Annotated in this window: 22 protein-coding genes; 11 read left to right on the forward strand and 11 right to left on the reverse strand. The window is 47.5% G+C overall.

Annotated features, from left to right (window positions below):
• The first annotated feature begins 36 nt into the window (after nucleotides 1-36).
• Complete coding sequence (locus tag ACLHR0_RS18130) at nucleotides 37-2,046, forward strand: hypothetical protein (protein ID WP_436488436.1); 2,010 nt, start codon at nucleotides 37-39, stop codon at nucleotides 2,044-2,046.
• A 7-nt stretch (nucleotides 2,047-2,053) separates the two neighbouring features.
• Here the strand turns inward: ACLHR0_RS18130 and ACLHR0_RS18135 are convergent, their stop codons facing one another.
• The 3 genes from ACLHR0_RS18135 to ACLHR0_RS18145 form a co-directional block, all read right to left on the reverse strand.
• Entirely contained in the window at nucleotides 2,054-2,254 is a 201-nt protein-coding gene (locus tag ACLHR0_RS18135; protein WP_436488438.1) for a hypothetical protein, read from the reverse strand.
• Between the two features lie 30 nt (nucleotides 2,255-2,284).
• Nucleotides 2,285-2,827 carry a DUF6934 family protein gene (locus ACLHR0_RS18140; protein ID WP_436488440.1) on the reverse strand — a complete coding sequence of 181 codons (543 nt, stop codon included), beginning with the start codon at nucleotides 2,825-2,827 and terminating at the stop codon, nucleotides 2,285-2,287.
• Nucleotides 2,828-2,962: 135 nt separating this feature from the next.
• Entirely contained in the window at nucleotides 2,963-4,192 is a 1,230-nt protein-coding gene (locus ACLHR0_RS18145; protein WP_436488441.1) for a cytochrome-c peroxidase, read from the reverse strand.
• Between the two features lie 90 nt (nucleotides 4,193-4,282).
• Between ACLHR0_RS18145 and ACLHR0_RS18150 the strand changes: the two genes are divergently transcribed.
• The 3 genes from ACLHR0_RS18150 to ACLHR0_RS18160 are packed head-to-tail and all read left to right on the forward strand — an operon-like array spanning nucleotide 4,283 to nucleotide 6,910.
• On the forward strand, nucleotides 4,283-4,891 hold the full coding sequence (locus tag ACLHR0_RS18150; RefSeq protein ID WP_436488443.1) for an RNA polymerase sigma-70 factor: 609 nt from the start codon (nucleotides 4,283-4,285) through the stop codon (nucleotides 4,889-4,891).
• Nucleotides 4,891-5,856: a FecR family protein gene (locus ACLHR0_RS18155; RefSeq protein WP_436488444.1), complete on the forward strand. Its 966-nt coding sequence runs from the start codon at nucleotides 4,891-4,893 to the stop codon at nucleotides 5,854-5,856. The genes ACLHR0_RS18150 and ACLHR0_RS18155 overlap by 1 nt, the downstream gene beginning before the upstream one ends.
• The gene (locus ACLHR0_RS18160; protein ID WP_436488445.1) at nucleotides 5,819-6,910 is read left to right on the forward strand and encodes a hypothetical protein; all 1,092 of its coding nucleotides are present in this window, start codon (nucleotides 5,819-5,821) and stop codon (nucleotides 6,908-6,910) included. The genes ACLHR0_RS18155 and ACLHR0_RS18160 overlap by 38 nt, the downstream gene beginning before the upstream one ends.
• Nucleotides 6,911-6,964: 54 nt before the next feature.
• On the opposite strand, the gene ACLHR0_RS18165 is transcribed toward ACLHR0_RS18160, so the two are convergent.
• From ACLHR0_RS18165 to ACLHR0_RS18180, 4 genes are read right to left on the reverse strand one after another with little or no spacing between them, the layout of a single operon-like run.
• Nucleotides 6,965-8,140 carry a redoxin family protein gene (locus ACLHR0_RS18165; protein WP_436488447.1) on the reverse strand — a complete coding sequence of 392 codons (1,176 nt, stop codon included), beginning with the start codon at nucleotides 8,138-8,140 and terminating at the stop codon, nucleotides 6,965-6,967.
• A 16-nt stretch (nucleotides 8,141-8,156) separates the two neighbouring features.
• Nucleotides 8,157-9,389 carry a TlpA family protein disulfide reductase gene (locus tag ACLHR0_RS18170; RefSeq protein WP_436488449.1) on the reverse strand — a complete coding sequence of 411 codons (1,233 nt, stop codon included), beginning with the start codon at nucleotides 9,387-9,389 and terminating at the stop codon, nucleotides 8,157-8,159.
• A 28-nt stretch (nucleotides 9,390-9,417) separates the two neighbouring features.
• Complete coding sequence (locus tag ACLHR0_RS18175; protein WP_436488450.1) at nucleotides 9,418-10,752, reverse strand: RagB/SusD family nutrient uptake outer membrane protein; 1,335 nt, start codon at nucleotides 10,750-10,752, stop codon at nucleotides 9,418-9,420.
• An 11-nt stretch (nucleotides 10,753-10,763) separates the two neighbouring features.
• Nucleotides 10,764-13,820 carry a SusC/RagA family TonB-linked outer membrane protein gene (locus ACLHR0_RS18180; protein WP_436488453.1) on the reverse strand — a complete coding sequence of 1,019 codons (3,057 nt, stop codon included), beginning with the start codon at nucleotides 13,818-13,820 and terminating at the stop codon, nucleotides 10,764-10,766.
• 306 nt (nucleotides 13,821-14,126) lie between these two features.
• Between ACLHR0_RS18180 and ACLHR0_RS18185 the strand changes: the two genes are divergently transcribed.
• The 3 genes from ACLHR0_RS18185 to ACLHR0_RS18195 are packed head-to-tail and all read left to right on the forward strand — an operon-like array spanning nucleotide 14,127 to nucleotide 16,843.
• Nucleotides 14,127-15,089 (forward strand): hypothetical protein, encoded by a 963-nt coding sequence (locus tag ACLHR0_RS18185; RefSeq protein WP_429060849.1) that lies wholly within the window; start codon nucleotides 14,127-14,129, stop codon nucleotides 15,087-15,089.
• Nucleotides 15,082-16,143, forward strand: a complete 1,062-nt coding sequence (locus ACLHR0_RS18190) for a sensor histidine kinase (RefSeq protein ID WP_436488454.1) — start codon at nucleotides 15,082-15,084, stop codon at nucleotides 16,141-16,143. Before ACLHR0_RS18185 ends, ACLHR0_RS18190 begins: the two co-directional genes overlap by 8 nt.
• A gap of 4 nt (nucleotides 16,144-16,147) precedes the next feature.
• Entirely contained in the window at nucleotides 16,148-16,843 is a 696-nt protein-coding gene (locus ACLHR0_RS18195) for a LytR/AlgR family response regulator transcription factor (RefSeq protein WP_370911638.1), read from the forward strand.
• Between the two features lie 73 nt (nucleotides 16,844-16,916).
• On the opposite strand, the gene ppsA is transcribed toward ACLHR0_RS18195, so the two are convergent.
• Entirely contained in the window at nucleotides 16,917-19,358 is a 2,442-nt protein-coding gene (gene ppsA / locus ACLHR0_RS18200) for a phosphoenolpyruvate synthase (protein WP_429046277.1), read from the reverse strand.
• Nucleotides 19,359-19,569: 211 nt separating this feature from the next.
• Here ppsA and ACLHR0_RS18205 point away from each other — a divergent pair, with 211 nt between their 5' ends.
• Both ACLHR0_RS18205 and ACLHR0_RS18210 read left to right on the forward strand, forming a co-directional pair.
• Nucleotides 19,570-20,073, forward strand: coding sequence for an Lrp/AsnC family transcriptional regulator (locus ACLHR0_RS18205; protein ID WP_370911640.1), 504 nt, complete (start codon nucleotides 19,570-19,572; stop codon nucleotides 20,071-20,073).
• Between the two features lie 66 nt (nucleotides 20,074-20,139).
• On the forward strand, nucleotides 20,140-20,946 hold the full coding sequence (locus ACLHR0_RS18210) for a hypothetical protein (RefSeq protein ID WP_436488456.1): 807 nt from the start codon (nucleotides 20,140-20,142) through the stop codon (nucleotides 20,944-20,946).
• Here ACLHR0_RS18210 and ACLHR0_RS18215 read toward each other — a convergent pair.
• The gene (locus ACLHR0_RS18215; protein ID WP_436488458.1) at nucleotides 20,903-22,927 is read right to left on the reverse strand and encodes a beta-L-arabinofuranosidase domain-containing protein; all 2,025 of its coding nucleotides are present in this window, start codon (nucleotides 22,925-22,927) and stop codon (nucleotides 20,903-20,905) included. The two genes, ACLHR0_RS18210 and ACLHR0_RS18215, sit on opposite strands and share 44 nt — an antisense overlap.
• A gap of 102 nt (nucleotides 22,928-23,029) precedes the next feature.
• Entirely contained in the window at nucleotides 23,030-23,764 is a 735-nt protein-coding gene (locus ACLHR0_RS18220) for a DNA-formamidopyrimidine glycosylase family protein (protein ID WP_436488460.1), read from the reverse strand.
• Nucleotides 23,765-23,816: 52 nt separating this feature from the next.
• Between ACLHR0_RS18220 and ACLHR0_RS18225 the strand changes: the two genes are divergently transcribed.
• Together ACLHR0_RS18225 and ACLHR0_RS18230 are read left to right on the forward strand one after the other, a co-directional pair.
• Nucleotides 23,817-24,422: an alpha-ketoglutarate-dependent dioxygenase AlkB family protein gene (locus tag ACLHR0_RS18225; protein ID WP_436488461.1), complete on the forward strand. Its 606-nt coding sequence runs from the start codon at nucleotides 23,817-23,819 to the stop codon at nucleotides 24,420-24,422.
• A gap of 94 nt (nucleotides 24,423-24,516) precedes the next feature.
• The gene (locus ACLHR0_RS18230; RefSeq protein ID WP_429046282.1) at nucleotides 24,517-25,362 is read left to right on the forward strand and encodes a protease complex subunit PrcB family protein; all 846 of its coding nucleotides are present in this window, start codon (nucleotides 24,517-24,519) and stop codon (nucleotides 25,360-25,362) included.
• A gap of 71 nt (nucleotides 25,363-25,433) precedes the next feature.
• Here ACLHR0_RS18230 and ACLHR0_RS18235 read toward each other — a convergent pair whose 3' ends face one another.
• Nucleotides 25,434-26,282: an NAD(P)-dependent oxidoreductase gene (locus ACLHR0_RS18235; RefSeq protein WP_436488463.1), complete on the reverse strand. Its 849-nt coding sequence runs from the start codon at nucleotides 26,280-26,282 to the stop codon at nucleotides 25,434-25,436.
• Nucleotides 26,283-26,309 lie beyond the last annotated feature (27 nt).

Consider the following 26,309-nt stretch of genomic DNA (forward strand, 5'->3'; position numbering starts at 1 on the left):
TCGCCTAACATTATCCTCCGTTCAACAGCACAAGCCATGAAAAGAAGATCCGTTTTTATTGCCATCTTATTGCTATCCCGGCTGGCGTTATCTGCCCAGGTATATTACGCCGGCAAAACGCCCGCCGTGGCAGTGGTGCAACCCGCTGCCAATACACTGGGGAATAATATACTGGAAGTAAAAATAAACGTGTTGAAGAACCACCTGCAACAGGTAACGTTTACGGATAAGCTGCGTGCTAAAGCATTCTCTTTTCCGCAATATAGTTTGTTTGAATTAAAATTGAAAGATGGAACCGTATTAACCGCCGCTGATTTCCAGGTAAGCACAAAAGACGCCGGTAACATCACTGCTTCACCAACCGCAGTACGGTTGATAGCGCGCCTGCCCGGTAAGCAGCTCACCTTTACATTGGTAAATACTGTAAAGAATATTCAGTTGATCTGGCGGATCACGTTGCACAACGACTGTAACTTCATTCAGCAGCATTTCCATATCACCGATCCTTCGTCGGCTGTGGACGATCTGTTACTGGTAAATGTTCCATCGGCCTATCAGCCGCAGCTTTCAGGCACTGTGGACGGTTCGCCGGTTATAGCCGGCAACAGTTTCTTTGCGCTGGAACACCCGATGGCACAGGGACGTGTAACAGACAAAGGTATTCAAAGCAGCGTGGCGGCATCTGCCACGCTGCGCTCCGGCAACGGGTTTGACGTGAGCACGGCCTGGGGCGTTACCCCGGAAACACAGCTCCGTCGCGGTTTCCTTTACTACCTGGAAAAAGTGCGCGCGGTACCTTATCGTCCTTTTCCACATTACAACTCCTGGTACGATGCAGGTTACGACGGCCGGGAAATTACCGAAGCCAACGCAATGGACCGTATCCGCATGTTTGGCGACAGCCTCGTCGTAAAACGCAAAGCAAAGATCAGCGCTTTCCTTTGGGACAGCGGCTGGGATGATTACAATAAACTCTGGTATTTCAGCAGGCACCTGCCCAACGGGTTTAAGAATATGGAAGCACTGGCGGCTAAATATCGTGCTGCCATGGGCGTATGGGTGTCTCCCTGGGGCGGCTACGACCAGGAAAAGATCAGTCGCCTTGCCAGCATTAAAACGCTCGGCCTTCCCTTTACGCCCAATGAAAATGGCCTTAGCCTGGCGGATAAAAATTACTTCGGCTACTTTAAAAAACTAACCACCGGTTTTGTGAAAGACCAGGGTGTGGTGAGCTTTAAATTCGACGGCGTAGGCGCAGGCAACGGCGCCAGCGGGGCAGGAGAGAAGTACGCTAAAGATGTGGAAGCATTTTTACGCGTCATCACCGATCTGCGCAAAATAAAACCCGACCTCTTCTTTAATTTAACGGTAGGCACCTGGCCTTCTCCTTACTGGCTCAATTATGGCGACGCCATCTGGCGCGCCGGCGGCGATATGGATGTACTGGGCGCCGGCACCAAAAGGCAGCAATGGATCAACTACCGCGATGCGGAAGTATATAAAAATGTAGTACAACGCGCAAAATTATATCCGCTCAACGCTATGATGTATCACGGCGTGGTAATCAATAATGAAAATGGCGTGGGCGCAGGTTTTACCAACGACGACAAAGGCATTGCGGAAGATATCTGGGAGTTTTTTGGCACCGGCACCGGCATGCAGGAACTGTATATCAATCCGCACCTGATGAGCAGCAACAGCTGGAATGTATTGGCCAAAGCCATGCGCTGGTCCGAAAAGCACCGGGATGTATTATCCGATGCACACTGGATGGGCGGTGACCCCGGCAAACAGGAAGTGTATGGCTTTGCCGCATGGAACCAACAGGAAGGCATTTTAACATGGAGGAACCCATCTCCCGGAACAAAAAGAATTACTTTCAATCTAAAAGAAGTACTGGAATTGCCGGTTGGCTATCATACCAGGTTTGCTGTTTTGAATGTTACAGAAGATGTAAAAGAAGAAGAGATGGATAGTGAGAAAACGATTATACTTGAACTGGCGCCATTCCAGGTGAAGGTGCTGGAGCTGAAGCCGGAGAAGTGATTCCAGGTTATTTATGGCGGGCGGTTTTTATGACAGCGTTTAATTCTGCGAGAAATAAATCAGCTTCCTTTTTATTTCTGATAGACATGGAAAGGCTATCGTTGCTTAAACGTTGCGTGGACGTATCCTCAACCGGCCTGACAGCCTTGCCGGAGCTTGCTGCAAACTGAATGATTTTATCTAATTTTTGTTGGATATTCTTCGTCATATGTCGAAATTATGGTTTTTTATTGAATAATCAGTTGTTTAAATGAAACATATAATACCTATAAAGATCCTTTGTAGATCTTTGGTAATCAAATTGTTCCGGTTTAGGTTTGAAAAACGGAAATCCCAGATTGTCTTTTTCAACTGTATTATTCCTTAATAATCTTACATACCAATCTACTCCAATTGTTATAATAACGTCGCAGAGATACTTTTTATTGGTTTGAAACATCCTGTGATACAAATATGCACGTATATCATTAGATCCATCCACGCCAATGGTCGATGAATTATTTTTCCGCAGAAAGCTTAAGGCAAACAATAAGACCGTCGAGAACATTTTGCCGATATTTGAGTGATTAACCTTAATCTCGTCGTTAATTTTTCCTTCTTCATTTAAAGGACCAAAGGCCAGGTTGAAAACATTTGGCAATAACGGATCGGTCAGAGGTCTGATTTCTATTTTTAGTAAAATCAATTTTCCGTTCTTTAGTCTGGAATAGAATTTTATATCCGTTAAATCAGTGGCAACTTCTATCGGCTCAAATGTATCTTCAAAGTTTATTCTGATCATTAGTCAAACGTATAGATTTTTTAGAAGGAGAATAACATTAATTGTACACTACAAAGACATAAATAGTAATATAGGTTTAACATATTTTTTTAAAAAAAAAAGGCGTTTCACACTCAATGAAACGCCCTCTCCACCTCATTTAAACGGGTCCGCATACTTCGGCTCCGTTACCAGCGACTGATCAGTCAGTGTTTTAAGAAAAGCAATAATATCATTTTTGTCTTTCGCGGAAAACACCAAGCCCCCGCTTTGTATTCCCGAAAACTGTATCCCGATATTTGGATTTTGTTTGATCCCGGTAGAATAGTGTTCTATCGCATCTTCGAGTGTGGCAAAGCGGCCATCGTGCATGTACGGGGCAGTCAGCTCCACATTCCGCAGGCTTGGAATTTTAAAGGTACCCTGATCGGCGGGTTTGTGGGTGATCTCACCAATACCTTTGTCGGTGTAGTTACTTTCCAGCCCGTTGTTGGAGCCAAACCCGGTATTTACCCCGGTATTGTCCACAATGAGGTAGGACGAGTTTTTTCCCACCCCGGCGGTGGAGAAGTCGCTATGACATTCGGTGCAGAAATCCGCCTGCATCAGCCGCATGCCATTTTTTTCTGAGGCGCTGAAGTTGCTGAATTGCGTGGCTACTCCCTGATCATACCTGGAATTGAAGGATACAATGCTCCGCAGGAACTGCGATATTGCTTTGGCTATTTTATCGGAGGTAACCACTTCGCTTCCGAAAGCAGCTTTAAATAGTGCCGGGTAGTAACTTATCCCTGTTAATTTCGTTTCAAGAGCAGCGAGGGAAGGTATTCCCATTTCTATATGATCCAGGACAGGCATCAGCGTTTGCGTTTCAATATCTTTGGCCCGCATGTCCCAGAACATGGTGGCCGACCGGAAGAAGCGGAGATTCACCACCGGCATGCTGTTACGCCGGGTTAAATTCCCTTCAAATCCTTCGGATGTGGCTACGCCGTCGGTAAAGGCTTTGTCCTGGTGGTGACAGGAACCACACGACCGGGTATTATTCACCGACAACGACTTGTCATAAAATAATACCCTGCCCAGGGTAGCTCCTGTATTGGTAATAGGATTGCCAACAGGCGTATTGTCCAGGGTAGGATTGGCATTCATAAATGCCTGCATGTAAGGAGGCATATTGTTGCGGGTGCCCACATAGTCATAAAGTGTACCGGGCAGGTTAGGAGCGTCAGGATCATTTCCGCCAGGCTCCGGGTTCGGCTCATTGGGTATGGGAGCGGGGTTGGCGCCGTTGTTTTCCTTTTTACAGGAAACCGAATTTAAAATAACAAGGGCTGTCCCGGCTATCAGGCAGATGAGATTTCTTTTGCTGATGGTTTTCGTCATGGTACAGATATTTGGGCTAATACACTTTAATTCATTTTTACCCTTACCTGGAACCATTAAAAAATTATTATTTGAAACAGATAGGGGGATTTGAAAGCTGAAGTGTATTACCAGGGAACGATCACTTCAATCACGGTAACCGGTTTTGTATTGAACGCACATATTGGCAAGGCAGATGACCTGTACAGGCAGATAGAAACATACTTTCAAATGTATTTTGAAGGATTGCACCGCTATGCCTTCACTATACTAAAAGATAATGATGAGGCCAAAGATGCAGTACAGGTGGTTTTCCTGAAGTTATGGGAGAAAAGGACAACAATAGACGGGCAGCAGTCGGTGAAATCCTATTTGTATACGGCCATCTACCATTATTGTCTTAATATAAAAAGACATAAAAAAATAAAAGATCATTACGCAACAACCAACAATCATCCTGCCGGCGAATTCAGGAATGCCCTGGTCAGCAAGGAAACGCAGCAACGGATCATGGCATGCATCGGAAAATTACCGCCACAATGTAAGCTGATCTTCACCAAAAGCAGGTTTGAAGGAAAGAAGTATGCAGATATTGCGGCAGAAATGGACCTTTCTGTAAAAACCGTAGAAGTCCAGATAGGAAAGGCTTTACGGATCCTTCGAGAGGAACTGTCGGACATCACGATCGCTGTATTTATTTTACTTTTATTACAACCATAATGAGCAACGGGGAGCTGTTATACGGGTTATTAGGGAAATACTTTTCCGGGGAAGCCTCCCCGGAAGAGGCGATGGCCGTGGATGACTGGATCACGCAACACCCGGATCACCGCAAATTATACAACGAAGCAGCAGCAGCCTGGGACGCAGCCGGGAACAACCCGCATCACCAGCTGCCGGATAAAGCGCTCCTGCTGCATGAAATCAAACAAAAGGCAGTGGGGTATAAACCGCAAAGGAACGCTTGGCGTATGGCAGCAGTCATATTGGTGCTGATAGGCGCCGCGACCCTTTACTTTATATGGCGGCCATCACCTGCAGTTGCTCCTTTGGTGATCAGGCAAACCACCACCGGCATTTACCACGATACCCTGCCGGACCACTCCCTGGCAGTAGTGAACAGCCATTCGGCTATCAAGTATACCCCGGGCCTCGCAGATAAAACAAGGTTCATTCAGTTAACCGGGGAAGCCTGGTTCAATGTAACTTCTGATCCCTTAAAACCGTTTATAGTATCAGTGGGGGACCTGCGCATTAAAGTATTAGGCACTGCCTTTAATGTCCGTGAACTGGCAGCCGTGATTGAAGTAGCGGTTACCAGCGGCGCTGTACTGGTCAGCAAGGGAGATACCGCTATAATAGTAAAAGCAGCACAGCAGCTGGAGTACAACACCATCTCCCAACGTTTCAGCATCAAAGGCGCCTTTAATCCCAATAAAACGGGATACGCCACCAGGATCTTTAATTTTGAAAATGCGTCGTTGAAAGAAATTATCACTCAACTGGAAAAGGCATACAACATTAAAGTGATCCTGGAAGATAAACGCCTGGAGAACTGCACCATGAGCAGTGCCTTTGAGAATAAACCGATACAATACGTATTTGAAGTGATTTCAGTTACGTTGAATGTACAATGTAGATTTGAGCATGACAGGATATATATCAGTGGGACAGGATGTAATTAGTCTGCTATCGAAATTTTTTATAGCGGCAGGGTTAACCCTCTTAACAGCCACCGTTTTTGCTCAGGAAGCCACCGTGAAGTTACAGGAAGAAGTAACCATTCCCGTTGCAGATATGCGCCTGGATGCCTTGCTGACCCTCGTCAGCAAACAGCAAGGCATCCGGTTTTCCGTGAACACAAGGAAGTTTCCAACCTCCAGGACCGTGCATGTAAAAAAAGGAACGCAATCTTTGTTAAGGTTGCTCACAGAGCTGCGTGAACATACCGGTATTGATTACCGTGTGCTGGGAGGTCATATTATTTTTGTAGATGCACCACCGCTTATTGTTACAAAAAAAGCTCCTGTAGTGATAAAACGGGAACGCGTAATACCACCTGCCCGTTTTGTCATCATCCCTGTTTCCCCGGTGACTACCAAACAGGCAGGTGTTATATTTCCCGCGCCGGACACCGTAAAAAAGAATACCGGCTATTTCTGGCCACTGATAACTGCACCACCTGCCGGCGCTAAAAGAAGCGAATCGGCATTCGCATTAAAACCCTATGCCGCCGCAGGGATGGTAGCAGACGAATCTTTTTATGTAAATCCAACCATCCATGTAGGAGTACCATTCCTTTACCTCGTCGGTTCCTGGAGCACTAACTTTTCTTTCTCTATGCTCCGGTATGGCGCAGGTACTTCTATACGTTTATCAGACAACTGGCGTTTACATCTGCAGGGTACTACAGGAAGGATGGAAGCGAACTACGACTCGCTGGCATTCCTGCAAAAAACAGTGAAAGCACAGCTACATAAGTTATCCCTGGCAGGGGAAAAACAAATAGGCGATCATTGGCGGCTTCAGTTTGGGGTGGCGCTGAATAGCCTGCAAACAACCTATTACACAGAAGGAAAACCACGTGCCCTGGGAAAGCAGGAGAGTGAGGCACTCGCTAATGTAAAGTACTTTAAACCACCTTATACCATCAGCAATAATTTCTCTCCGGATGCAAGCCGCAGTAATAAATTATGGATCGGTTTCCAGGCAGGCATCTTCTACAGTTTCTTAAGATGATTGCATTAAACATAAAAAAGAAGCCGGCTCCATGTAAGAAGCCGGCTTCCTTCCTCAATTACCTAACACCGCTTTCAACTTTTGATCCAATTCATCCCCGCCACTTCCAACAAGTTTGAATAATACTTTCCCGTCCTTATCCAGCAGTATTTTAGTGGGAAACCCGGTGATACCATACGCCATTGCCAAATCTGCCGATGCCTTTTCGTAGTTGTTAAGTACCTGTATCCAGCCGATGCCATCATCACTGATGGCTTTTAACCATGCCTTTTTTGCATCTTCCAGGTTGTTGGCTTTTTCATCTGCAACGCCCACTATTTCTAATCCTTTATTTTTATACTTTGCGTATACTTCCTTCAGGTGCGGGTGACTCGCCCGGCAGGGACCACACCAGCTTCCCCAGAAATCAAGTAATACATATTTCCCTTTAAGGGAGGATAACGTAAACGGCTGACCGTAATTATCTTTTTTGGTGAAGTTAATAGCCGTGGCGCCCTCGCTGGTAGCTTTGGCGCCGGATATCCGGGAGCCCAGGTACCTGCCTAAATAAGTACTTTTATAAGTATCGCTTAACTTGTTGTAAGCCTGCTCATAGGCTACTGCATCGTAGTCGCCCTGCAACCTTACCAGCAACATAACGCTTACGAAAGACTTGGGATGCTTTGCCACAAACTGTTTACGCATAACCGTGAGCTGTTCATTGGCGGCGGCCATTTCTGTTGTCATGGCTTTCCTGGCGGTGCTGTCTTCCGGTTTGCGCATGGCGGCCGACTTCTTCCTCAGCTCCCATACTTTTGATACCAGCGGCATTTCTCTTTGCCGGAGCGCATTCAGTTCTTCATTGGCTTTGTCGCCCTTCACTACTGCTTTGTAAAGTTCGGTGGCATCACCGGTAATGGTTACATCCGTATTTTCCGTGAGAAGGATTTCCAGGTTAGGCGCGGGCATAAACATACCGCCTTTCACCATTTCAAATTTTGAAGCAGGGTGGCGCGACAAAAAAGTACCCACTACCGGCTCCTGTACCTGCCCTGAAAAGATGAACTGGTCGCCATTGCGGGCAATTACCGTATCTGCCATATGCCCGCTGGCGGTTACATACGACAGGCTCAGACGATAGTCGTCCTGGCCTTTGATATGGGCAGTTATCTTGTATTTCTTTTGTGCGGTTGCCGGGAGAAAAGCGGCCAGCAGCATGCTGCCGGCCATTATCAATGTGTTTTTATTCATGGTTGGTGTATGATGTTTAGAAACTGGACATTGGAACAGAGGCCGCCTGTTTTGCAGGAACGGCTTTGGTGCCTTTTGCCAGGCTCTCCTTTATTTTCTTTTCTGCGTCTTCACTGTAGCCGGTGAAACGCTCCATAATTTTTCCTTCGGTATCCACCAGGTACATAGTAGGGATGCCGGAAAACTGGAATTGTTCCATAGTCTTATCCTTGTTATCACTCAGCAATTGTTCCCACGGCATAGCTTCCTCTTTCATTGCCTTTTCCCAGGCATTTTTATCAGTGTCGATGGAAATGCTTACTACCTCAAAGCCTTTTGCCTTGTAACTTTCATACAGCTCTTTTACCTTTGGGATGGCCTGCCTGCAAGGGCCGCACCAGCTTGCCCAGAAGTCAACCAACAGGTATTTACCCTTGTATTTTTCCAGTCCGGCCAGCGACCCATTGGCATCAGGGTACTTTACAGATGGCATAGGCTGCCCTGCTTTCAAACGCATGGCCTGTGCTTTGTTGGTGATAATCGTTTCCTTCAGCAGCTTTGCTTCTGTTAACCACGGATAACGCGCTATCAGCACTTCCAGCATTTTCATGGCATTGTCGTATTGTGCACCTGCCTGTGTGCCCGCCATACCACGGATGGCATATACCATCACCGGGCGGTCGGCATACGCTTTGGTAAGCACCTCTTCGCGGATTTTATAATCCTCGCCCATCGGGTTATATTTCTGATGGTCCCTCATATAGGCGTACCAGTTAGTATCAGTGGCTTTCTTGGCATAATACTCCATGTTGTATTCATCTATCATCCTGCGGTAATTCAGCTCGTTGTTCAGCTCGCGGAGGTTCACAAAGTTATTGTCGTAAGATCCTGCTACATAATTGTAGTGCGGAATCTTCACCTTATACCTGGCAGTATCATACCCTCTCATATGTACCGTTATATCGGCATCGCTCCAGAAGGTGGCACGGTCCCAGTTCATCGCATTGATAATATAAATGCCCTGGTGGTCCTGTTTAATTTTAAAAGAAAAGGAATTGTCTTTGCCTACTTCACAGGAATCTACTACCACAGGTTTTCCTTTGAAGTTATCTTTCGACAAAAATACTTTATTGACCGCCTGTTTGGGATCGGTAAATTCAACGGTGCCTTTTACCGTAACCGATTTAACTAACTTGTTCTGTTGCGCCTGTAATGCTGCGGGTATGGCCAGCACCGCTACACAAATCTTGAAAATTGCTTTCTTCATCATTGTTTGTTTAATTTATTATTTTAATATTTTATTTACTGTAATCTGCATTCTGCGCCAGGTCAGGATTGATGAAAAATTCCCTGGAAGGCAGCGGCATCAAAGCATGCGTTATGGGTTGCCCGAACGATTGCAGCCAGCTATCCATTTTACCAAAACGGCGCATATCACTCCACCTTAAACGTTCGCCAATGAACTCTCTGCGGCGTTCCTGTTCTATCATCGCAAGGAATGCGGCCGGGCTGCTGAAATCGCTGCTGCTGACAGTGCTGGCTTTACGGGCCGTACGCAGCTGGTTATACATGCTTACATCTGTTACGCCTTCCCGTGCATTGGCTTCTGCTACAATCAGTAATGCTTCGCTATAACGGCAAACCACATACGAAGGCGTAATTTCTGCAGGAAACTTGGTGAGAAAGTATACAGAGTCTATGATAGCGGCGCCTTTGGTACGCAGGAAACAAGTTCTGCGCACATCTGCCGGCTCATAGGATTTAACAAGGTTACTGTCGGCCCAGGTGTTGCCGGAACCGGACATATTCACGCCGTTGTAAGTACCGGGACCAAATACCGCAGGCAGTCCGTAAAAGGTACTGGTGCTGGTTTCATTGATCTTATACACGGCTTCTGCACTGTTCACCTGCGATTTGAAAATATCGGTATAGCTAGATTGGAGGCTGAACTTCCCGGAGCTGATCACCGCTGTTGCCTGGACCAGCGCTTCATCATTACGCCCCTGGTTCAGGTATAACCTCGACAGGAGCAGCTGCGCTGCCTGTTTGGACCCGGCTGCCGGGCTGGTGTAGTCTGCCAGCAGCGTAACAGCTGCTTTCAGGTCTGCTTCAATCAGCTGGTTGACTGCTGTGAGCGGGCTGCGCGCCGGCCGGCTTTTGGGATCTTCCCCGCCTTTTATGATAGCAGCGTCACCAAAGCATTCAGAGAGCAGCATATAGGAGAAGGCACGTAACAGGTACGCTTCTCCCAGCGCAGCACTGATGGTACTGTCGCCAGGAAACCCGTTGGCATATTGAATTACCATGTTGGCATTGGCAATACACTGGTAAGGCTGCCGGTACGCTACAGGCAACGAATTATCATTGGGCGCGATGTTATTGTTGTCGTATGTGGGGAAGGTGAGCGATTGAAAGTCGTCGCTCATAATATCCTGGAACGCATAATAAAGATAAAAGGAACCGTTGTTGGTGAGCGCCAGCTTGGCGCCGTTGATCACCAGCGGCAGGTTGTTTTTACTGAGTTGTGAAAAGCCGATCTTCGTATCGGGCGCCACCTCGTCCAGTTGCTTACTGCAGGCAGAAAAACTGATGGCGGCTATAGCGGTAAAATATAATAAAATATGTTTTTTCATGTGATGCCAGATTAGAATGAAAGATCTATACCTACAACGGCTGCGCGCGGATTGGGCAGGTTGGAACTTACAATACCGTTATTAGCGGCTGCTTCAGGATCAAACCCAATATATTTCGTGATGGTAAATACATTTTGGGCAGATGCGTAGATGCGTGCCCGTGAGATCTTTACCTTGCTTAAAACTACCGTTGGAATGTTATAGCTCAGGGAAATATTGCGCAAACGCACATAAGATGCATTGTAGATAAATTGTGTGGAAGGACGATAGTTCCAGTCGGCCGTTTGTCCGGCGCCATGTGGCCCTGTAATGGCCCTTGGCACATCCGTGATATCGCCCTTTTGCTTCCAGCGCTTATTGATGATATCAAATTTGTTAGGCATTACACCGTAAAAATCGGGGCTGTAGTTGCGTAATGTTTGCTCATAGAAATCATATACCTTGTTACCCACCACATAGTTGAACAGCGCATCTATTGTAAAGTTTTTGTAAGACAGGGTAATGTTGGTGCCACCGGTAAATGTGGGCAGCGCCACGGGTACGGTGATCATATCATTGTTATCCCATTTGCCATCCTTGTTCTGATCCTTATACAACATATCACCTGTTTGAGGATCCACCCCCAGCGACTCATACACCTGCACGGAGCCCAGCGATTGCCCCACTTTGGCTTTTGTCATAGGCCCGCCAAATACATAGGCGCCATAAGTAGTAAGGGAGTCTTTCAATGACAGCAACTGGTTCCTGTTGATATTCATATTGGTTTCCACTTTCCACGAAAACGCTGCCCCGGCACGGCTGCTGAGCGCCAGTTCCAGGTCAGCGCCATAGTTACGGATACTGCCTATGTTATCCGGGATGCTGCTGGCGCCGTAAATCCAGGAGATATCATTGTTGCTCATTAAACCATCGGTGGTTTTATTGTAATAATCAGCTGCCAATGTGAGCCTGTTGCCCAGCAGCGATACATCTATACCGGCATCTATCTGTTTGGTTCGCTCCCAGCGGATATTCGGATTGCCTATAACGGTGGTCAGCATCAACGCCGGATTGTTTACGTAAGAAGTAGCGTTAAGCAGATTCTGCGCATCAAAATATCCCAGCGGACGGATATTGCCACTGATGCCATAGCTGCTGCGGATTTTCAGCTGGTTCACCAACCTGCTGCCGGAAAGGAAATTTTCACGCGCTATATCCCATCCTGCCGATACCGCAGGAAACCAGCTATACCGGTTACCCGCATTTAGTTTGGAAGAACCATCGCGGCGGATGGAGGCATTGAGGAGGTATTTGCCTTCCCAATCGAGCCCCGTGCGCAGAAAGTAGGCGTCAGATACTTCTTTGTTACTGCTATTATTACTGCCAATGGCAAATGCGCTGCCATAAGCGCTGCCAGCGCCTCCGCCGGTAATACCATCTATTTTAGGAAAACCATTCAGCTCATAGCCAAAGTAATTAAGCTGGTTGTTATAAAACGTGTAACCCAGGGTGGCATTGATTCCCAAACGGCTTACCTTTTTCGTATAGGTGAAATAGTTATCGAAATTATAAGAGAAATTATCCACGCCGGTGTTTTTCAATACGCCCTTGTTAAAAGCCCCCAGGTAGCCGGTAGGAGGATAGAACACTGTGTTCAGATCATTGAACTTAGTGGCATTGAAAGAGGAGCGGAACGACAGGTCCTGCAATAATTTAATATCTGCAGATAAACCTCCCAGGTATACATTGTTCCTGTCTTTGTTGTTGTTGTCCATCATTACACCCAGCGGATGCTGCTGCTGACCAACATAATAACCCAGCGAGCCATCTGGGTTCAGTACCGGATCCGCCGGGGTGTCTGGCCGTGCATTGAATGCGGCCACCAACGGGTTATTGAAATTCTTCCTGACTGATTGCGTAATGTTGATGTTGCCATTTATCTTTAACCAGTTGTTTACCTGCTGGGTTACGTCCAGGCGGCCTGTATATCTTTCAAAATTGCCGGTACCAATGGTGGCTTCTTCTGCATAACGGCCCAGTGACATATAATAATTATTCCTGTCGCCGCCACCACTCATACTGGCCTGGATATTATTCACCGGCGCATTTTTATTTTTAACCCGGTCTATCCAGTCGGTGCTGCGATCCGCCATTTGCAGGCCATTCACCTGGCTTTGCAGGGTTTGTTTTTCGTTGGTCAGCTGGCTGATCTTGCCGGGCGTGAGGTTGCCGGGATCCGATAGCAACGTATTGATATCGCCAATACGGTTATTGCGGGCATCCAGGAAAGCGGAACTGTATTCTTCCGTATTCAGCATATGCCGGGAAGTAGGCACATTGTTCACTCCCGTGTACATATTGATGCTGAAAGCAGGCTTACTGTTCATCCTGCCCTTCTTGGTGGTAACAATGATCACACCGGTAGAGCCCCTGGCGCCATAAATGGCCGCTGATGCTGCATCTTTCAATACCTCAATGGATTCAATATCCTGCGGATTAATATTGTTGATAGAGATGGTACTTCCCTCTACGATCAAACCATCTATTACAATCAGCGGATTGGTGCTGGCCGCATTCACCGACTGCGCCCCGCGGATGAGGATATTGGGTGTGCCACCCGGACTTCCGTCTTTAGACGCAACAAATACGCCCGCTACACGGCCGGTCAGCGCTTTCCCGAAATCGCTGGCAATGTTTTTTTCAGGAGATAAAGCATCGCTTTTGACGGTGGAAATAGCGTTGGTTACTTTGCCTCTTTGCTGGGTGCCGTAACCCACTACCACGGCATCCGTGAGATTAATAGCCCTGATTTTCAACCATACCGGCGAAGCCTGGATAATACTGGCAGCAACAATTACATTTTCAAAACCTACAGAGGAGATCTGCAGTTGCGCATTGGCGGGAACATTCAGTTCAAATTCCCCTTTTTCATTGGTGGTGGCGCCTTTAGACGAACCAATTACTTTTACGGTGGCGCCGGGAACCGGTTGGCGGGAAACCGCATCCTTCACGGTTCCTTTTAGTACCTGCTGTGCATATACCGACGCCCCGGACATGCACAACAACAGGAATAAAAATGACTTTCTCATACAAATGGTTGGTTGATTTTTGCGATATACGGACTGTCTCAGAAAAATGAAAATCCAAGATACTTATCCTGTTTTCAGCTGCACCGGATAATGGACATACCGGGTGCGGAACAGTACATTCCCTCTTTTTACATGGATGAAACATTTTCCCCGCCACAAAAGCACGAATCACCGGAAAGTGCCGGCAGCAGGTACTTTCCGGTAATAATAAAGTACCAACAGGCATATAACAGGGACGAAAAAAATAAATATCGTTTTATGCCAAAACCGTTATTTCAAATGCTATCTTCAATGTTGTAAGTGTATATGCAACACATTAAACCATACCGTTATTTTGTTCACCTGGCCGTTTGCATGGCCGTGATACTGCTGTATAGTTTTCCGCAGCTGAAAGGAGGCTGGCCCTATCCCATTGCCATGAAATGGACATTGGTACGGCTGGTGCTGTACGGATGCATTAATTTCCACCTGTTTTACCTGCTGGTTTTCGGTTTACTTCCCCGCCCGGTACAATATAAACAGCACTGGAAAGTGATCATTTATGTCCTTGCAGCGATCTTTATTTTTGCTGTTATTAAGTACATGGTAGGTTATTTCTTTTTCCCCGACCAGGTATTGCTCCGCGGGATCCCTTTTATTGGCCGCCCCAAAATATATATGACCTTCGTCGAGTACGCACCGGAAACCATCAAAACAGGAATGGGAGTAGCCCTGCTGGCCTACGGTTACCGGTTGTTGTTGCAATGGCGCAATACCGCACCCGGCGACCGGTTGCTCGCTACCGCCGCCACACAAGCCGCCATCCGTTATGAGCGTATGCAGGATGGATCCAGGCAGCTGCTGCACTATCTCCAGCAACTCACACCGGTACTGGAAAATGAACAAACCCGCGAAAAAGAAGGAACCAAAGCGATCCTGCTGTTGTCTGATTTGCTGAGATATATGCTGTATGATAAAGCGCTGGAAAAAGATAAAGTGAGTTTTAAGAAAGAACTGCTCAACTATGAACGCTACCTGGATTTGCGCAGGATCTGTCATCCCCATCAGCCGCTGACCCTCCGCATCACCGGGGAGCCCGGCGGTATGATCGAGGCATTACGGCTGCAGAACACCACAGAAAAATACCTGCAGCAACTGGGTGATACGCCGGGCGGAATTATGATAGCACTGCATATAGTTGAACAATCGGTGGCGCTGTCTGTATCGCCGGTGCTCACAGCCGTTCACATCTCCCAACATAAAATAAAATTGTACCCGGAATATGCATAGTACCCGCAAAAATATACAGGAGCTGTTGCTCTTATTGCTGGTATGGATGCTGGCGGTATATGGTGTTAATGTGCTATTGGCGAGGCCGCTCACACCAGAGAAATTACACCATTTAAACATCAAATCCGGCCTGTTCGGGTTGTTTAACTTCCTGCCGTTTTATATTTATGTACGCTGGATAGTTCCTGCCTTTCTACAAAAAACAAATTGGATAAAACTGTTGCTGTCTGTAGTACCGGTCATCCTGGGAAGCATTGCATTGAAATATTTTATCGCGGATCATTTTTTCAGACAGGAAATACTTTATGCAGGTTACCGGTATGTGAATATGCAAAAAGTACAGCTGTATATTTCCGCAGGGGATTATTTCCTCAGTAACCTGTGGAGCGGCGCTATGATTGTGTTAGCCGCTTTCTCGTACCGGTTTTTTATTTTGTGGTTACAGGAAGATAAACGCAGGGCCATTTTACAGCAACAGCAGCTGCAGGCAGAATCAGGTTTTCTGAAGATGCAGCTCAACTCGCACTTTTTAATCAACAGCCTGAACAGCATCTATTCCCTGGCGCTGATGAACTCACCGGAAGTAGTAAGCGCCCATAAAACGCTTACCCACCTGCTGGCCTATATGGTAGAACAGCCTTCAGATATTGCTTACCGCGCTGCTATAACGGAAGAAATACGCTATTTGCAGGACTTCGTAACACTCCAGCGCATACGCACGGGTTGCAACGAAGGCGTTATTTTTTCTTTGCCGGAACAATTGCCCGGCAAGGAAATAGCACCGCTGCTGCTGGTGCCTTTCGTGGAAAATGCTTTTAAACACGGCGTGAGTAATCGCCCGGAAAAGCCGGTCACCATTACCATGATGTGTAATGAACAGCGACTGGTATTCCGCGTACACAACTATATATCCGGCCAGCAACGGGATAAAACCGGTGGCATAGGACTGGACAATGTAAGGAAACGTTTACAACTGATCTATCCTGGCCGGCATCACCTGGAAATTCAGGATTTGAAAGAAGAATATTTCAGTAACTTAACGATCAACTGGTAATAATATGGCGGTAAAGTGTATAGTAGTAGATGATGAGCCATTGGCCGCACAGGTGTTGGTAGCCTTCATCAACAAAACGCCGGACCTGCAGCTACTGAAAACATTTCACAATCCGCAGGAAGCACTGGCATTTGTAAAAAATGAGCCGGTAGACCTGGTATTCCTGGATATACAAATGCAGGAACTCAGCGGCATAGAATTTATGCAGCTCGCACCCCGCGGTATACAGGTAGTAATTGTTTCTGCCTACGATGAGTATGCAGTAGAAGGCTTCGACCGCGAAGCAGTGGACTATCTCCTGAAACCCGTATCGTTTGAGCGTTTCGCGCGGACCGTACAACGGGTGCTCGCGAAAAATGCGCCCGCTATATCGCAGCCTGCAGGCACCGATTATATATTTGTGCGCACCGATAAACGCATTGTACGGGTGGATGTAAAAGATATCCTTTTTGTAGAAGCGCTCCGCAACTACGTAGCCATACAAACTAACAAGCAAAAGATCCTGACGTTACAAAACCTCCGCAGCTTTGAAGACATCCTGGCGCCCTTCCGCTTTTTCCGGGTGCATAAATCGTTTATCATCTCCCTGGATAAAATAGACAGCATAGAACGGCAACGGATATTCACAGGAGAACATCATGTGCCGATTGGAGATGCTTACCTGAAACAGTTTATGGAAGCGATTAATATGCAGCGGTAACACTATCTCATTTAATAAAAACGGCCCGCCAACCGGCAGGCCATCTTTAAATTGAACCCCGGACCCGGACTACTCAGGCGCCAGTGGGTACTTCTTTTCTAATCCTCTCCGCCTCATGAATCGCCATCACCGTTTTTATGATTGCATCTGGTGTAACTGAAATACTATCTATGCCCAGCTGAACAAGGAACCTGGTGAAGTCCGGAAAGTCGGACGGTCCCTGCCCGCAGATCCCTACCTTTACATTCTGTTGCTTAGCCACCTTGATCAGGTGCGCAATCAGCCGTTGCACTGCGGGGTTACGCTCGTTATAAAGGTTGGCCACCAGGGAAGAATCCCTGTCGAGACCAAGTGTGAGCTGTGTCAGATCATTGGATCCGATCGAGAATCCGTCTATGTATGCAGAAAATTCTTCGGCCATCATAATGTTGGAAGGCAGTTCCGCCATCAGGTATACTTCCAGTCCATGCTCGCCGCGGCGCAGCCCGAATTCCTCCATCGTAGCCAGCACCAGCTGAAGCTCTTCCACGGTCCGGCAGAAAGGGATCATCACCACCACATTCTTTAATCCCATCGTTTCCCTTACTTTAAGGATCGCTTTACACTCCAGCTCAAAGGCTGGTTTGTATTCAGGGGAATAGTAGCGGGAAGCGCCTCTCCAGCCTATCATCGGGTTTTCTTCCGTAGGCTCAAAGTATTTACCGCCTAATAAATTGAAGTATTCATTACTCTTAAAATCAGAGAAACGGACAATTACTTTTTCCGGGTAAAAAGCCGCGGCAATTTTTCCTACACCATACGCCAGTTTATCAACGAAGTAATCTGTTTCGCTGGCATGTCCCTGGATGAGTTGCGCAATCTTCGCAGACAGCTCAGGGTCATTCAGTTCCTTGTGCTTCAGCAATGCCATCGGGTGCGCCTTGATGTAGTTGTTGATGATAAATTCTTCGCGGGCCAGTCCCACGCCTTTGTTAGGCAGGTGTGTAAACTGGAACGCCATGGCGGGAGAGCCTACATTCAGCATCAGCGGTGTGCGGATGGAAGGCAGGGTGCTCAGGTCCAGTTTATCTTCCCGGAACGGCAGGATCCCTTCGTATACAATACCATCGCTGCCTTCTGCGCAACTCACGGTGATGTCCTGCCCGGCGTTTAATTTTTCGGTAGCATCGCCGCAGCCAACAATGGCAGGGATACCCATTTCACGGGCTACTATCGCAGCATGACAGGTACGTCCGCCTTTATTGGTAACAATCGCAGAAGCCATTTTCATGATGGGTTCCCAGTCGGGATCAGTCATGTCGGTAACCAGTACGTCGCCCGGTTTGAATTCACTGCCCGTAATAAGGCGGTTATCGAGGGAGAAGAGGATGTTTACTTTGCCGGCGGCAATTTTATCACCCACCGCGATGCCTTTCAGCAATTGTCGGGGATGCGTGCCGTTATGGTTGATCGCATAAGTGGTGATGAGGTTATGATCTTTGCGTGAATGAATGGTTTCCGGCCTTGCCTGCACAATGTATAAATCATTGGTAAGCCCGTCTACCGCCCATTCCACATCCATCGGGCACCAGCGGCCTTTTTTCTCAGAATAATAGGTTTCAATACAACGCACCCAGGTAGCCAGCTGCATGATCTGGGCATCGCTTAAACAAAAATGTTGCTGCTGCTTTTTTTCTACCGGGATGATCTTTGTTCTTTCATCACTGCTTTCGCCATACACCATTTTCTTATCCTTTACACCCAGTTTCTTTTCAATGATAGGGATGTAGCCATCCTTCATGCATGGTTTGAATACAATAAATTCATCCGGCGATACGGCGCCCTGTACTACCATTTCTCCCAATCCAAAAGAACCGTTGATCACTACCACTTCTTTGAATCCGGATTCTGTGTCGAGCGAAAAAGCGACCCCGGAGGCGCCAAGATCGGCCCGCACCATTTTTTGCACACATACGGATAAGCCTATACTAAAATGGTCATAGCCGAAGTTCTGGCGATAGCTGATGGCGCGATCAGTAAACAGGGAGGCAAAACAGTTTCTTACCGAATCAATCAGGGCTGCGGGGCCTCTTACGTTGAGAAAGGTTTCCTGCTGACCGGCAAAGGAGGCATCAGGAAGGTCTTCCGCGGTGGCAGACGAGCGCACGGCTACATCGGTTTGTTCCTGCCCGTATTGCTGCGATAAAGCATAATACGCAGCAATGATTTCCTCGCTTAGTTCATGCGGAAACCGGGTGCTGCTGATGGCCTGCCGTATCTTCTGACCGGCCCTGCGCAGGGTGATGATGTCGCTGTAGTCTACCGTGGCTACCTGCTCGGCAATAAATTGTTCGAGCCCGCTTTGCTTCATAAATTCATAGTATGCTTTGGTAGTGATAGCAAACCCGGAAGGAACTGCTACGCCTGCTTCTGAAAGATTGGCAATCATCTCGCCCAGCGAAGCAGATTTACCGCCCACTAAGGCAATAGCATCCATGCCCACCGCGTGGAGCGGCAGTACAATACTCTCTCTCATGTAAAAATGAGTTTAGTGAATAATAATGAGGAAGGACATTTTTTTGTCTTCCAAACGTGGTTAGATTTCTATGACACCAAATTAGATCATGCAGAAATGGAATAGCGGCAACCCGGATAAAAGCGAAAACAAAACTAAAAAAAGGGGATGTCACCGATTTTTTTTCATCAAATCAGTAGCAGTATCATTATTTTTGATGAAAAATCGGCCCATGAATTTTATACCTGACCAGATTGATATGTGTATAATGGACATATTGCAGGAGGACGCCAGGACCACGAATAAAGAGATTGCTGCGAGGTTGGGTAAGTCGGTTACTTCTATTTTTGAAAGAGTGAAGCGCCTTGAAGCAGAGGGGTATATTTTACGCTATATCGCTGTACTGAATAAAAATAAACTGGGCAAAAATCTCGTAGCCTGGACCAGCATCACCCTCAAAGAGCACGGCCAGGACAAGTTTCCGGAGTTTGAACAAAAGATCAATACCTTCCCCGAAGTAATGGAGTGCTATAAAATGAACGGGCAGTTCGACTACCTCCTCAAAGTACTCATCGCAGATATGGAAGCCTATGAAGTATTTAATTTTACCAAACTATCCAAACTGGATAATATCTACAAGATCCGCAGCCTGTTTGTTTTAGCAGAAACAAAACAGGAAGTGGAACTCAACCTCAAAACAGGACTGCAAACAAAACTGCAACAGAAAAATAAATAATTTTAAAAAGTAGGGGAGAAGGTTTTTTTTTCCGGATTATCGTAATTTCAGGAAAAGTTAACCCATATGGCAAAACAAACCGGGATGCTCCAGTTCACCGGTAGGCTCGGTAACATTATCGGCTACAAACGAAACGGCTCCTACTTCCTCCGCACTATGCCGGAAACAGTCCGGCAAACTTCTGCTACCCGAAAGGCAGCACACCATTTTGGCATCGCCAGCAGGAAAGGTAAACTGATCCGGCAGGCCATTACTCCGCACCTGGACATCAATTCCGATGGATCACTGGTGAACCGCCTGAACAAAACACTTATTCCGGCAGGGAAAAATCACCTGCATGCTGTCAAAGGATTCCGGTTTAACCGGCATTGCGGCCTGGAATACTTCTTCCCGGATCAACCGGTTATCCAGGACAACATCGTGAAAATACCTGCACAGGTAATACCGCAACAGGAAGCTTTCACCCACCTGGTGGTAAAAGCCATTGCGGTACGGCTCTGTTTTACGGAACGCTGCATTGAGAAGATGTATACCGCCACTGCTATCATTGATCTGAACCAGCCCTTCAATGGCGCGGAACTGGAAACAACCCTTCCGGGGAAAGGATCACTGCTGGTAATACTACAGGTACAACCTTACAACGGTACCTATGCAATACAGAACAAACGCTGCATGGCGGCGGATATCATAGCGGTAACGGCACCCGCAGCCATAAAGCGAAAGACCATCACAACAACAACTGATCACCGCATCAAGTCCACCTTTTCTGCACGCATCTGGCGGGTCCTAAGCGACCCCTCGCCCCATCCTCCGCCATTGCTTAGCGATGTCACCGGCCATTCACCACCGGGAATTGTGAAATCCGCAACTTAGTACACCCAAAAGGTACCAAGGTAATCTCTTCTTCTTCCCCTGTTTCCATACCATAGGTAATGCTATACGGAATGGGGCCGGTCATCTCATTGTATAACTTCCAGGAAGGAATCCTTTTTGCGGTTGTTTTAAGGGAGATGGGTACCTGCCCGGGACTCCACGGCCAGCCAGTCTTACTGCCATGTTGCTCTACCCGGTAACGCGCTGCCAGCTGATCATCCGGAGTGGCTATCAGTGCGTAGTTCCATGGGGTAGTAGGCCGCACTTCCAGGTAACCGGCGCCATAGTCCAGGGGATCCTTATCGTTTTTTACCGCCCTCACTTCCTCGCCTATCTGCAGCGCATAGGTAACCGGGCCGCGTTCTACTGATAATGAATTTTCAAACCAGTGTTGCTGGTAGATATGCATCGGCAACAACAGTTCTACTACATCACCTTGCTGCCAGGTTCTTTCCACCTTCACTACCTGGTTGCCTGCAGCTTCCTGCCATACTTTACCATTGATCTTTATAACCCCTTTTTTACACCACGCAGGTATCCGCAGGTGAAAAGGGAAGTTTACTTTTTTGGGTGTATTAACGGTAAAAGTAACCGCTTCTTCAAACGGGTAATTAGTGACTTCCTTTACCGTAACAGGCGTTTGACCGGCCACATTTATCTTCACTTCGCTGGGGGCATACACCAATGCTGCCACGCCACTGTCGGCGGTAGCATACCAGAGGTTTTGTGCAAACTTAGGCCAGCCCTGGTGCATATTGGAGGTGCAGCAGGGATAACCGGACAACAACCCGTAACAAAGATCCGTACCGCTGTGGTTTACATCAAAGTTGCGGATATGCCGTGTAGCCATCACCTGGTTGGCCTGCTGGAAATACTGCCGGCTCATAAAGTCTTCGGTAATCTGCGAAGGCAATACATTAAACGCGATCTTCTCCAGCTGATCGGCATACCTTACATCGCCGCTTATCTCCAGGATACTTTCAAGCGAAAACATCATCTCTACAGCGCTGCATAACTCCGATCCCTGCGTGGGATTATTGCCATGCAGGGCTTCATCACCACCATAAAGGCCATTCGCCATCCCATTGAAGGTACGGAGGTCATCAAACCCTTTGGCCGTGGCCTGCGGGTATAACGTGTCGGGCTGCTGCTGGAAATAGATCATGGGCTCTTTTATGCCCTGGGCCAGGTTTACGCCATGAATACTCCCTGTGGTCGATAACAGGTTGGTATGCATAAAGGCGCCGGCATAGTCGAAGGTTTGCTTGTGGATCAGGGCTGCAAGGTCCAGCAGGAACGCATCTCCCGTAATATTATATAACCAGTACACCACCATCAGGTTATCACCCGCGCGGTACTTCGCCCAGAAGGTCCAGTGGTCCAGCGGCTTTTGCGGCAACTCTTTCAACTGGTACCGGAAGTAGTTGGTCATGAGTGTAATGATCCGCGGATCAGCGGTAGCATCATAATATTGCTTCAACACTTTCAGCATTACCATCTTGGGCCACCAATCGCGGCTGTTATCCCTTTGAATCCCCGGTTCAGCGGGATAGTCTTTAGCCGGACCAAAATAGCCGTCGGGTTGCTGGCTTTTGATAGACCATTCCACCCAGGGCTTTACCTTTGCAATCAGCGCTTCATCTTTCAGGAGATACGCCAGCGGCAGCAATCCGTCGATCCAGTAAGGGCCGCGTTCCCACTGGTCGCCATCCCCGCCCAGCCATCCGTTCCGCTGGTTCATGACCAGCGGGTACAATTTATCCAGCTGACCGGTAGCGCCATTCTTTTGCTGCACCAGCACGGTACGCAGCCATCCCTGTGGCGTAATAGCGCCCAAAGGAAGCAGGGAGTAAGGTTTAGGATGGAGCGGCGCCCGGTTGCCATAATACTGTGGTGCAGGCGCTGTATTCTTTTTTCCCTGCGCCGCTGCCTGTAAAGTAAGACCCAGCAATATCGAGGAAGCAATAGCAAAGTATTTCATAAATGAGTGGTGACGTGGCATAATGAAACGCCAATATATCTTTATTTCACAAGGCGAGTTATCCCGGTTGCCTCATTCTTTCTATAAAACGTATCATAACACCTACTCATAATGTATCTGGCAGTTGTTACAGAAAAAACTCCGCCGGTTGGTTTTACCCAGGTAGGCTTTGATGAGCGGGATCTCACAACGCGGACAAATCTTTTTCGTATGTGCGAGCCAGTGCTTCTTCAGCACAAAAGCTTTCTTCCATTCAAGAAAGTCGTAGCTGTATTGTACTGCCTCCTTTACCAGCTCCTTCTTCTTTTTCAACGGCAGCTTTCCCACCAAACTTTGCGGATGCACGCGGATACGGAACAACACTTCATTTTTGATAATATTCCCTACGCCGGCAAAAATATCCTGGTTTAGCAGGGCATCACAAACCAGGGCATCAGGTATCTTTTTAAGTTTAGCCATTGCCTTTGATGCATCCCAGCTTTCATTCAGCACATCGGCGCTCCAGTCGTATACTTCATCCAATGGCTCCTCTATGATCCGGATGGAAGAGGTATAAAAATTCAGTTCCCCTTTGGCAAACTGCAGGTGCAAACGGGCAGGCATATCCTTGGTTTCATTGATCCGGTAAGTGCCAAACATCAGGAAGTGAATGCGGACTGCAAAGCCCGGAAAACAGATCAGGAAATGTTTGCCCCAGCTTTTAAAAGCGATGATCTTTTTCCCTGTCATCCGGCTGAAATCAATTGTTTTGGAGTTGCCGGAGGCCATAAGCACCTTCTTCCCGGTAAAGCGGGCTGCCTCTTCTTTCAATATAACTATGGAAGGTCCTTCTGGCATAAAATTGATGTAAATTTATCTACCGTTAACCGTACTAAATTATGTGCCGTATATGTCGCAGTTAAGTTTTTTTGATGACAACGAAAGCCTGCGCTTCCCGGAGAACCTGCTGGAATATTACCCGCATTTCCTGGAGACAGGGCCCGCACTGGCACTGATGAATGAGTTGATAGCCACCGCGCCATGGAAACAAACCACGCTCACCATCAAAGATAAAGTACTGCTTACCCCGCGGCTTACCGCCTGGTATGGCGATGCACAGAAAAGTTACCGGCTGTCGGAAAAACAACTGCACCCATTTCCCTGGACACCTGCGCTGAGTGCGTTACGGGAAAAGGTAGAAGCCTTTACCCATATGCACTTCAACAGCGTATTGCTGAATTATTACCGCGATGGAAATGATTCGGTAGCCTGGCACAGCGATAATGAAAAGGAACTGGGACAACATCCCAATATTGCTTCCCTGAGCCTGGGACAGGCCAGGAGCTTTGATTTCAGGAGTAAGAAAGATCATCAGCAGAAGTATTCACTTAAATTGGGCAACGGTTCCCTGTTAATTATGAAAGGGGACCTGCAGCATCATTGGGAACACAGAATCCCGAAATCAGCCCGGCCCCTGCAACCAAGAATAAACCTCACCTTCCGGATTATTTATTAGTTGGTATTATTACACAGTTGAGGAATAATGTCACACCCGTTTATGGCATCTTGTTACAAATGCCTACTTTCGCAGTACGTTAAACACCTGTTTTATGAATCTATACACGGCAGTAGCATTACCGTTATTCCTTTTGACCCTGCATCCCCGGGATGTACACAGCAAAGACAAAGCTAACACGGAATTTTCGGCTCCAAAGCCCCAGTCACGGATCTCTATCGGCAAGGGTATTGATCTTATTGTAAAAGGACTCGGACTGAACATCGATAACGTCCGTTTTATTAAAGCGCCCAAAGCCACCGATTATTTTAAGAAGGCCAACGATAAAGCATCGTATGCACCTTCGCTCATTATTGCGGCTGTCAACGGACTGGAGTCGCTGCGCGACGTAAACCCGGAATCACCGGCTACCCGCGAACAGTTTGCCCTGGCGCTGTATGAAGCGATCCAGTCAACCGGGCAGTATCCCGTGAATATGATGTTTATCAACATCAAAGATGAAAAGTCTTTTGTAAGCGGAGGTATGAATGCCGTGCAAACATTGATCAAGTTTAATGTAGTGGCACTGGAAAATGGCAACTACCGTCCAAAGGCATATATCACCAAAACAGAAGCTTCCGGAATGGTGAAGAAGGCCGCTGCATTTATTCAATCGCATAAAAGCGCTGCAGCAGAACATAACGGAAAAGAAACGGCAAGCTTTACTTCCACACCGGTGAACGATAAAGTGAACAGCATCGTTATCACCGCGGAAAACCAGCCTACATCCGGCTATTCGGTTAAAGTAACCAGCATTGTTTTTACAGAAGCAGGCGAAGCAGAGATCCATTATAAACTCACAGCCCCGGCTTCCGGCAGCATCAACCTGCAGGTAATCACCTCACCAACAGCAGAAACATTTGTACCTGCCGGGTATAAAGTAGTATTGAAACAAGACTGATAAAATATCGCTATAAAAAAAGCGGGCATTTCATATCTGAGATGCCCGCTTTTTTATGATATTTTTTTTATTCAGATGCTGTCCTTGCCTATCACGGTCCAGTCGTTATTGCCATGTCCCTTCTCAATCCACCGGTCCATTTCAGCGGCAATAGCCGGCAACACCGCCAGTTTAACATCGCTTTTCTTTGCCGCATCTATAAACAGCTGCGTGTCTTTCCGCGCCATGCTCAGTTCCCAGGAAGGACTGTTATAGTTACCGGAAGTCATACGCTGTAAGCGTGCGGGCAACGCCGCTCCGGGGTTCCATGAATCAAATAACGTACTTACATCGCCCAAAGGAATGTTCAGTGCTTTGGCAAGCGACAGGGTATCAGCAAGACCGGCAGTGAGCCCCACCAGGAAGCTGTTTCCGATGAGTTTCATGGCCGCAGCTTTACCGGCCGTATCGCCGAAATTGATCACCTTCCCCGTCATTTTGGAGAGTGCAGGCTCCCATGTGCTGATCACTGCCTGATCGCCGGAAACCAGCATGTAACCGGTGCCGTCCAGCGCATTTGCCGGACCCATAAATACCGGTGCATGCAGGTAAGTAAAACCGCGTTCCTTCCATTCTTTTGTTCTGGCAGCTGCGCCTTCGGCAGAAGTGGTGGTATGATCAATGATCACCGCTCCCGGTTTAAGTGCAGTGGCTGCTGCCGCCAATACTTCATTTACAGTATGATCATCTTTTAAGGTAAGATGAATGCGGTCTGCGCCTTGCACCGCAGCGGTTACCTCCGGAAATACTTTGGCGCCGTATGCTTCCAGCGCTGTCGCTTTCGACGCGGTACGGTTCCATACCTGTACCTGTTCACCCTTGCCGATCAATGCCCTTACGAAATTTGACCCCAGGAGGCCCATGCCTAAGAATGCTATCATAACCTTTTTTTTCCGAAGGTAGCAAAA

Source organism: Chitinophaga sp. ARDCPP14 (genome assembly GCF_051362515.1).
In the GTDB taxonomy this organism is placed as follows: domain Bacteria; phylum Bacteroidota; class Bacteroidia; order Chitinophagales; family Chitinophagaceae; genus Chitinophaga.

Excerpts from the sequence above, each read along its gene's own strand:
- ACLHR0_RS18130 (WP_436488436.1), top strand. The coding sequence starts at position 37 with ATGAAAAGAAGATCCGTTTTTATTGCCATCTTATTGCTATCCCGGCTG.
- ACLHR0_RS18135 (WP_436488438.1), bottom strand. The coding sequence starts at position 2,254 with ATGACGAAGAATATCCAACAAAAATTAGATAAAATCATTCAGTTTGCA.
- ACLHR0_RS18140 (WP_436488440.1), bottom strand. The coding sequence starts at position 2,827 with ATGATCAGAATAAACTTTGAAGATACATTTGAGCCGATAGAAGTTGCC.
- ACLHR0_RS18145 (WP_436488441.1), bottom strand. The coding sequence starts at position 4,192 with ATGACGAAAACCATCAGCAAAAGAAATCTCATCTGCCTGATAGCCGGG.
- ACLHR0_RS18155 (WP_436488444.1), top strand. The coding sequence starts at position 4,891 with ATGAGCAACGGGGAGCTGTTATACGGGTTATTAGGGAAATACTTTTCC.
- ACLHR0_RS18160 (WP_436488445.1), top strand. The coding sequence starts at position 5,819 with ATGACAGGATATATATCAGTGGGACAGGATGTAATTAGTCTGCTATCG.
- ACLHR0_RS18165 (WP_436488447.1), bottom strand. The coding sequence starts at position 8,140 with ATGAATAAAAACACATTGATAATGGCCGGCAGCATGCTGCTGGCCGCT.
- ACLHR0_RS18170 (WP_436488449.1), bottom strand. The coding sequence starts at position 9,389 with ATGATGAAGAAAGCAATTTTCAAGATTTGTGTAGCGGTGCTGGCCATA.
- ACLHR0_RS18175 (WP_436488450.1), bottom strand. The coding sequence starts at position 10,752 with ATGAAAAAACATATTTTATTATATTTTACCGCTATAGCCGCCATCAGT.
- ACLHR0_RS18180 (WP_436488453.1), bottom strand. The coding sequence starts at position 13,820 with ATGAGAAAGTCATTTTTATTCCTGTTGTTGTGCATGTCCGGGGCGTCG.
- ACLHR0_RS18185 (WP_429060849.1), top strand. The coding sequence starts at position 14,127 with ATGCAACACATTAAACCATACCGTTATTTTGTTCACCTGGCCGTTTGC.
- ACLHR0_RS18190 (WP_436488454.1), top strand. The coding sequence starts at position 15,082 with ATGCATAGTACCCGCAAAAATATACAGGAGCTGTTGCTCTTATTGCTG.
- ACLHR0_RS18195 (WP_370911638.1), top strand. The coding sequence starts at position 16,148 with ATGGCGGTAAAGTGTATAGTAGTAGATGATGAGCCATTGGCCGCACAG.
- ppsA (WP_429046277.1), bottom strand. The coding sequence starts at position 19,358 with ATGAGAGAGAGTATTGTACTGCCGCTCCACGCGGTGGGCATGGATGCT.
- ACLHR0_RS18205 (WP_370911640.1), top strand. The coding sequence starts at position 19,570 with ATGAATTTTATACCTGACCAGATTGATATGTGTATAATGGACATATTG.
- ACLHR0_RS18210 (WP_436488456.1), top strand. The coding sequence starts at position 20,140 with ATGGCAAAACAAACCGGGATGCTCCAGTTCACCGGTAGGCTCGGTAAC.
- ACLHR0_RS18215 (WP_436488458.1), bottom strand. The coding sequence starts at position 22,927 with ATGAAATACTTTGCTATTGCTTCCTCGATATTGCTGGGTCTTACTTTA.
- ACLHR0_RS18220 (WP_436488460.1), bottom strand. The coding sequence starts at position 23,764 with ATGCCAGAAGGACCTTCCATAGTTATATTGAAAGAAGAGGCAGCCCGC.
- ACLHR0_RS18225 (WP_436488461.1), top strand. The coding sequence starts at position 23,817 with ATGTCGCAGTTAAGTTTTTTTGATGACAACGAAAGCCTGCGCTTCCCG.
- ACLHR0_RS18230 (WP_429046282.1), top strand. The coding sequence starts at position 24,517 with ATGAATCTATACACGGCAGTAGCATTACCGTTATTCCTTTTGACCCTG.
- ACLHR0_RS18235 (WP_436488463.1), bottom strand. The coding sequence starts at position 26,282 with ATGATAGCATTCTTAGGCATGGGCCTCCTGGGGTCAAATTTCGTAAGG.